5 protein-coding genes and 1 pseudogene are annotated in these 8,185 nt (G+C 58.5%); all 6 read left to right on the top strand.

Translation table 11 applies throughout. The annotated features are described in order from the left end of the window. The first annotated feature begins 113 nt into the window (after window positions 1-113). A protein-coding gene (locus NA8A_RS24850; protein ID WP_375295317.1) for an IS630 family transposase occupies window positions 114-1,063 on the top strand; the annotation gives its coding sequence in 2 pieces (ribosomal slippage) (window positions 114-456 and window positions 456-1,063; 951 coding nt in all). 1,294 nt (window positions 1,064-2,357) lie between these two features. Further along, window positions 2,358-4,067, top strand: coding sequence for a hypothetical protein (locus NA8A_RS23955; RefSeq protein WP_009453035.1), 1,710 nt, complete (start codon window positions 2,358-2,360; stop codon window positions 4,065-4,067). 97 nt (window positions 4,068-4,164) lie between these two features. Further along, window positions 4,165-4,497 carry a hypothetical protein gene (locus NA8A_RS23950; RefSeq protein ID WP_009453034.1) on the top strand — a complete coding sequence of 111 codons (333 nt, stop codon included), beginning with the start codon at window positions 4,165-4,167 and terminating at the stop codon, window positions 4,495-4,497. 18 nt (window positions 4,498-4,515) lie between these two features. Continuing rightward, a complete protein-coding gene (locus tag NA8A_RS24535; protein WP_009453033.1) occupies window positions 4,516-6,198 on the top strand; it encodes an ankyrin repeat domain-containing protein in 1,683 nt (560 codons plus the stop codon). Between the two features lie 4 nt (window positions 6,199-6,202). After that, window positions 6,203-7,141: a tetratricopeptide repeat protein gene (locus NA8A_RS23940; protein WP_143088028.1), complete on the top strand. Its 939-nt coding sequence runs from the start codon at window positions 6,203-6,205 to the stop codon at window positions 7,139-7,141. 237 nt (window positions 7,142-7,378) lie between these two features. Then, window positions 7,379-8,185: pseudogene (locus tag NA8A_RS24845) on the top strand (IS3 family transposase); the annotation flags it as partial.

Raw genomic sequence — 8,185 nt, 5'->3', positions numbered from 1 at the left:
ACCACAACGTGAACAGCGCTAGATCGGGATGAATTGAGTCTGACTCGACTTGGGATTCCCATTTTGTGTGAAGTCTGATTCAACATGCTGGCTAGGGCAGGAGGCCCGTATGGATGGGTCGACCGTATTCGATGGATCTTCGCGAGCGGGTTGTGGCTGCGGTGAAGCAAGACGGCATGTCGCGGCACCAGGCGGCGGCGCGCTTTGGGGTTGCGATCAGCACGGCAATCAACTGGGTGAAGCGGTTTGATGAGAGCGGCAGTGTGATGCCGGGCAAGATGGGCGGCTATCGGCCGAAGAAGCTTTCGGGAGAGCAGGCCGATTGGCTGCGTCGCCGCTGTGGCGAGGGGCCCTTCACACTGCGTGGCCTTGTCAAGGAACTTCACGCTGAGCGCGGCCTGATTGTCGACTACCGCTCGGTGTGGGAGTTCGTCCACGCCGAAGGTCTGACGCATAAAAAAAGACGCTGATCGCCAGCGAGCAGGGTCGCCCCGATGTCGCCCGTCGGCGGGCGCAATGGGCCAAGTACCGGGGCCGGATCGACCCTTCCCGCCTCGTCTTCATCGACGAGACCTGGACCAAGACCAACATGGCGGCGCTCCGGGGATGGGCACCGCGCGGTCAGCGCCTCAAGGCGAAGGTCCCACATGGGCACTGGAAGACATCCACCTTCATCGCCGCCTTGCGCCACGACCGGGTCGAGGCGCCATGGCTCATCGACGGGCCGATCAACGGCGAGCGGTTCCTCATCTATGTTGAAAAGGTGCTCGTGCCGACGCTGAGGCCCGGCGATATCGTCATCATGGACAATCTCGGCTCGCACAAGGGCAAAGCCGTTCGGCACGCCATCCGCGCCGCTGGTGCGAAACTCATCTTCCTGCCCAAATACTCCCCCGACCTCAACCCGATCGAGCAGCTCTTCGCCAAGCTGAAGCACCACCTGCGCAACGCCGGCCAGAGAACACGCGCCGCCGTCTGCAAGGCTATCGGCCAAATCCTCAACTCAATCTCGGCCCGTGAGTGCAAAAACTACTTTGCAAATGCTGGATACGATCAATCCTAGATTCATCCCGCTCTAGGCAAGCCCCAACATCTGCGCCAAGCCCCTTACAAAGCCCTGAGTGAACTGAGGGAACGAGACGGCTATCAAAGTGACTGGCCCAACGAAAAATATTGCTACGAGCAGCAGAATGAGTAGACGATCATAGATTTTTTGCACTTCACGCCCCTGTTCGACCCCGAAAAACCTGACAGCGGATGATCGCTGCGCTCATATGATCCATCTTCCCGCAGGCGCTCGACCAGCAGCCCGCACCTCAAAGAAACACAATTGCGATCGTCGACCGCGGTGGCTCCGCCAGACGGCAACCAACGTGACAATGGCGCTGATGGCAAAGCCGAAAGCAAGATCATTCTCTCAGAGCGGTTCCAAAAACATACCCAGGAGCCAAGGCGACAACATGGCGGTTCCCATGAACAGGGTTGACGGGGCGATGGCTTGCGACAGCACCACGACACTCAATTTCGCGGCAATGATGGAGCAGAAAACGCCTCCGAGGTAAATGCAAACCAGTCGAAGGCGAAATCGCTCATAGGTGCTCTCTCCTCCCCTGACATAAGAAGCCCGTGCCGGTCGCCGCAATTCGCTTGCCGCTCTCACTGCACTCACAAGCGCCGAACGAAGTTAAGCGTACGGCCATTTGTCAACACCGGGGAAGCGCCAGACATGCTGCATCATTTGCCGAGCATCCCAATTCCTCTGTAAGACATTTGCCTCCAGTCGAACCTCGATTGCCTGACGAAACGGGATAGGTGCTCTGGGGTGATCCTGGATGAGGATCCACTGGATCGAACTTCCGGGTATAGTCTTTTGTCGCAGGCCTGTAGGGCTCATAGTATGGCCTGTTTGCTTGTGCGGGGCTCGATCTTGTCGTGACGGGGCGAGAAGGATGTCGAGGCCTTTGGCTTGCAGCCGACTGGTAAGCTTGTCTTGGTATGGTGCTGGTCGTTTGTGCCAGGGCATTTGAGAACTGATTGATTTCGGCCGAGGTGCACCCCCCGACGGTCGCCAGAACGAGCGCCAGAACGAGCGCCAGAACCGCTGTCTCGCAGGACAATTTATGACTCATGTACCGTCTCCCTGTCGCAGACTGAACCACGGCGGATGGTCTAGCATTGCAAGGCGCGATGATTGTATGCGGCCTTTGTCAAGGCAATCACCCACGCGGGTGAATGACGAGGGGTGAAGAACCGAGTATCATCCCGCAAAAATAGTCCTGAAAGGCCGGATAGGTGCGTGATGGCGGGCCCCGGTAGCAGGCTGGACGTTGATCAGAGCCAATGGAGAGGCGATCGCAATGGGACGCGGGCTTTTCGGCATCGTTATTGGCGTTGTTGTTTCCCTGGCGAGCATCGGCCCTACGGCGGCCGATTGGTTGGAGCCGCGTAAGCAATCGGATTGCTACATTTGGAAACCCGAGTATGGGTTCAGCACCCAGCGAGACGAACTGCGTTCCGCGAGCATACGATGCGTTGGTGATCATGTCCCTTGGGAGCATTCCTGGCGGGACAATATGGCGTGTGGCGTCGACGCGATGTCGAACAAGGGACCGGTGGCATGTGCCCCGATTGAGAAGCAGAGATGCAGCCTCAACCGCAGGGTGGCTGAATTGAGCGAGCAATGTGAGGCGCGTTATGATGCTTGGCGACTAAGGGAAGCTGCGGAGAAGAAGCGTCGGGAAGATGAAGAGAGGGCGATGACGGCAGCAGAAGCCGCTGGCAGTGTTCCGTCTGGAGGAGCCATCGTGGGCCACGGGATCGCTGGTGCCACGGGCGGAGGCCAACAACTCTCGGACGCTATTACGAATGGTGCGTTACCCGCCGTGAACGAGATCCAGAAGAATGCGATAGGCATTCTGACATCGAAGATGGACAATTTCCACGTCGATGGTCAGGGCAACGGGCCACGTTATACTGCTTCCCACCCACGTCCGTCACGTTCCCAGAAGGACCGTGTGTTTGGCATATTGGATGAAGCCAGCCGCGTCGGCGCGATGCAGGTCAAGCTTCCCTTAGGCGAGTACTCCATCGTGGGCAGCGCCTATGCGGGTGTCGTGACGCAGATCGTCGAGGCGCAGGCGAATGGCGAGATCAATGCGTCGATGGCGGCGATCGGCATTGCCGTGGCATCGTGGGTCGCGTGGGAGGCGGCGCAGGCGGAGTTGCAGTTAGAGCACGCAAGGCAACAAGGGATCAAATCGGCTGCTCGGGATATGCTGCCGAGGCAGCAGCAAGTGGCACGAGAGACGCGGGAGGCTGTCAGATCACCGGCACCAGAGCCCGATCCGGAACCGGTATCGCCCGATACTGGGGTCGACCCGAGTGAGGATTTCGAAGCTCCTGATCAATATGCCGATAGCAGCAATAATGATCCGAACTTCCAACGCGTGACGCTCCCGATCGCTTCGAAACCGTCGAGCGGGTGCGGGCCGGATCTCAATACGAATCCTCGAAATCCCAATGCATCTACTAATTCAGGAAGTCCTTACGGTATGGTCTACAATTGGATAGGCCGGGGTTCCAGTGGCTATATTGACCTTCGTCTTGCCATATTCCACGAAAGTGGAGAACCAGCTGTCCATGTCCGTATGACTACCGGCCCTAACCTTCTCTATGAAGATCCGCAATTTGCCCTTGCTGATACCCCCCAGTGGGTTAGAGTTGCCGGCAAAGATTTCAGCCCCCGCTACGATGGCGAAGGTGTCAACAGGGCCGATTGGTTGAATATCTTTTGGAACAATAAGAATGGCTTCAAAAGCACTATTGCTGTTTCAGCTACCAATGGTGGATGTGAGATCATTTTTTCTCCGCCCGACGATATTGACCATCAGGTTTCTGGCATCTGGAACGTTAACGGAACCAGAATAATACTAAATCCCGAAAGAGATGGGATTCGTTGGTGCTGGCCCGATGGAGCAAATTTTTCTGTTGGGACATTTTCTGCAGGAAGCTGCGTAATTCTCCGTGATGACGGGTATTACGATGAACACATAGAGAATTTCCAATAAACAATCAGGACGTGTTTTGGTGTTATCGATCCGCCATATCTTCAGATTTATTCTGAGCAAATCATCGCTCGGCACAGACAACGCAGCTAGCTAGCCGATGAGTAATCAAGCGCTCGTTTTGACCGCCATTCATGCCGCTGGCCTGGTTGCAGCACTGGTGGCCACCCGGTCGTCTTCGATCCGGCTCTGGCAGGCCGCTCTCATGGCGGCCGCGTTCATGAGTGCGGGCTGGCTTGTGCCCTGGCCGTTCGGCTCCTTGCCGGAAGGATACGTCGCCTGGCTGGCGATATCACTGGCGATCAGCGTTCCCGCCGCGCTCGTCGTCGGGCGCATACTCGGTATCGGCCTGTGGTCGGCGTCGAAGATTGTTCTGGCGTGCGGCGCGGGCATGCTCGTCGCCGGTGCCGCCATCGTTCCCCTGGTCCGGTAATCGACATTGGAAGCCGCAATGACAAGGTTCGCACGCCCACTGATTGTTGCTCTGGTGCTGATCAATGCCGCGCCGGCAATTGCACAGGTCGAAGCGATCCGGCCCGAGAGCAAGGCATGTATCGCCGTCTCAACAGACCAGCTCGAAGACCTTGACGAAGCCGTCGCCGAGGGTATGAAGCTTCCCTCCGTGACGTGCGACGGGCGAAGCCTTGCGTCCATCGCCGCGGTTCGGGCCTCGCCGGACGTGCTGGAATATCTCGCCTTCCGTCGCGTCGACCTAGAGGGCGCCGATACCCAGGGCTACACGCCGATCATGCGCGCACTGCAGGCTGCGCGCGTGGACAACGCACTGAAGCTTCGGAATCTCGGAGTATCGCTTGAGGGCGTCACCGACGACGGCTACACGGTGCGCGTACTTGCCGAAACGGTCGGCCTGGAAGGTTTCGGCCCAGAGCCGCCCGGAATGGACAAACTGTTCACACGCGAAGCCGCCAGCGAAATCCTGCTGAGCGCAGCCGAAGCCGGCAACGTCGAAGTCGCGAAGATGGCGCTCGCCAATGATGCAGACGTATCGGCCACAGCGCCAAACGGATGGAGCGCGGTCATGATCGCGGCACTCGCCGGGCGGGTGGATATTGTAACCCTGCTTGTCGAGCGGGGCGCGTTGGGACCATCGGACGAGCCGCTCCGCACGGTGGGTGAGGCTGTCGACGCCGTTGTCGCTGCGCTTGTCGGAAAGGGAAACGGCGACATGGCGGCGGTCGACGCGATCCTGGAGATGATCGCAGCCCACAAGGAACTTGACGCGAAGGCTGATCTGTATCGCGTGATCGCGGCGCGGCAGGGATACGAGCCCGACTTCATCAAGCGTCACTTCCGCGAAAGCGACCTGCTCCCACCGGAAATCGACCTACCTCTCGGGTCGTCGAACGACAGTGAATCATGGGCTCGGTTGCAACGGGTGCTTGAAGCGAAGGGACTCTACGAAGGTGCGCCAGATGGCATTCCGGGCGAAGGAACTCTGTCCGCCCTCCATGGTTATTTTGCTCCCATGGAAGAGACGCTGCTACGCCGCAGCATAACCGCGATGCGTCGCGCGCAAGCCCTCTACGACACGACTGGCCGGCCCTTCGGCCGGGGATATGGCAAACTCACTCTCCAGGGTGCCGAGTGGTTGGGGCAGTTTTGGAAGATGTCCGGCGGGCTAAGGCCAAACGGTTATGTGGGACGATTGCTCGAAGTCGGCACTACAGACGTGGCATTCGGCTATGTCGTAATGGGACCGGAGACGAGTGGCTCCTTTCTCTATATGGGATTTCAGAAGAGCTATCCAGACTCTGGAGAGCTTCACCGCGAGCTCCAAGTCAGGATGATGGGCGGAGTGTTCGAAATCGAGCGACAACTTGATCAGACGATTGTTAGATTCGTCGAGGATGGCGGAAGGGAAATCAAACGCATCGACTGGGTGCAAAACAATGTGCCGCTGCCGCTGGAACCCCTGCCTGGTCTTGATCTCACGGTTCAACCGCCGCCGAACAACAACACAGGAGCCCGCTTCGAAAATGCGAGGTCCGTCATCATCGACGCGTCCGAATTCGAACCGGAGACGATTTCTCGAGAGGTCGATGACACCCGCGGAATGGTCGGATCGCAGCCTCAGAGTACAATGGAGCAATTGGAAGATGCTTTGGTGAAATAGTGGAGTGCTCGGCTTGCCAACGCCCAAGTGTGATCCGCCCCGAATTAGTAGCCCAGCGCTTGCTGGCAATTCTCAACTCCCTCGATTAGGCACTTTGCTGGCAGTGGCAGCTGTTGCTGTGGCGCTATCGGATTCCTCAACAGGACAAGCCCAGCAATTGCAGAACGATGCCGGAGATGCACAGGCCACCGAATGCGACAGATTGGCGGGCCTGAAGTCCGATCCTGACCACGTCGGCGATGGCGTAAGCGTTCAGGATCTGGCCGCAAATGCGACCGCAGCCATGGCAGCGTGCGAGCAGGCCCTGAAGGCCAAGCCGAACGCGCGGCGTTTCATGACGAATCTCGGGCTGGCGCTTTCTGAACTCAATAGATCCGTGGAGGCAATGAGCCTGCTTCGACTGGCAGCGGACATGGGTAGCTCTACTGCCATGAACGGTCTCGGCGTACTCCATGCCAACGGCAAAGGCGTTCCGATTGACCAGCGACGGGCGATGGTTTGGTTTCTCAAAGCGGCTGATCTCGGCAATCCCCGTGCCATGGTCAATCTGGGCATTACCTATTCGAAGCGCGGACCTGGCAAGGACATGGTGCGAGCGATGCGGTGGTTCCGCAAGGCAGCCGATATGGGCGATCGTGAAGGAATTCTTCACGTCGGCCTCCTCTATCACGGCTTCGGCAATTTCGGCGACGACGAAGACTGGAACGAACTCGACGACAAGGAGGCCTTGAAATGGATATCCAAGGCAGCCGACATGGGTAGCGCCGAAGCGATGTATCACCTCGGAACGGCTCATCTTTTTGGACATGGCGTCAAGAAGAGCGATGCCGAAGCGGCATCATGGTTCAAGAGGGCGGCAGACGCCGGTCACGAAAGCGCCAAGAGTTGGCTTGAGTCTCTGTGCGCGTGGAACGAGGGTCTGACCGAATGCAAGAGGCAATAAGCGACAGAGACTTGGTTGTTGCTTCCCGCCGAGAAGTCATCCGGGACAACAAGCTGCTACTGGAGTTCGCCTACGCGCAGCGCAGCCCTGACCCGAAGGACGGTCTGTTCCTCTATGGACCTCACGCTAGAGCGGAGAGGACGTGGGAAGTCCTGACAAATGGGGTCGGCCATGACCTGCTCCCCTGAGATGTACCCGGTTTTAGGTTAGCCTGTTCCTCAACGAAGGAGACAGGCAATGAAGCGATCACGGTTCTCGGAAGAACAGATCATCGGCATTCTGAAGGAGCATCAGGCTGGCATGACGGCTGGCGAGTTGTGTCGCAAGCATGGCATCTCTGATGCAACGTTCTACACTTGGCGCAAGAAGTATGGCGGCATGGAGGTGTCGGAGGCCAAGCGGCTGGGGGAGTTGGAAGAGGAGAATGCGCGCCTGACGAAGCTTCTGGCGGAGTCGATGATGGATGTATCGACGCTCCGCGAGATGCTGACAAAAAACTTCTGACGCCCGGCTCGAGGAGGAATGCCGTGAGTTGGAGAGTCGAGAAGAAGAACTACTCGCAGCGGCGGGCCTGCGCCCTGATTGGCATTGCGCCGCGCGTCTACCGATACATGTCCAACCGGCCGGACGATTCTGCTCTGTGAGAACGTTTGCGGGAGCTGTCATCGCAGCGACGGCGGTTCGGCTACCGCCGCCTGCATCTGCTTTTGAAGCGGGAGGGCGTCGCGGTGAACCGGAAGAAGCTCTACCGGATTTACAAGGAAGAGCGGCTGATGGTCCGAAAACGCGGTGGCCGCAAGCGGGCTCTGGGCACGAGAGCACCGATGGCCATCCCGCAGGATTCCGAACCAGAGATGGAGCCTCGACTTCGTGTCGGACACGTTGGTCGACGGACGCTGCTTCCGCATCCTGTGCGTGAGCGACGACTTCAGCGGGGAGTGCCTGGCGACGGTAGTTGACAACTCGATCTCGGGAGAACGTGTCGCTCGCGAACTGGATGCGATCGCCAATCTTCGCGCGGCTACCCCTGCATGGTTGTCAGCG

It is taken from the genome of Nitratireductor indicus C115 (assembly GCF_000300515.1).
Classification (GTDB): domain Bacteria; phylum Pseudomonadota; class Alphaproteobacteria; order Rhizobiales; family Rhizobiaceae; genus Nitratireductor; species Nitratireductor indicus.
The sequence above is the reverse complement of the archived record's forward strand: the minus strand, read 5'-3'. Positions and strand labels throughout refer to the sequence as shown.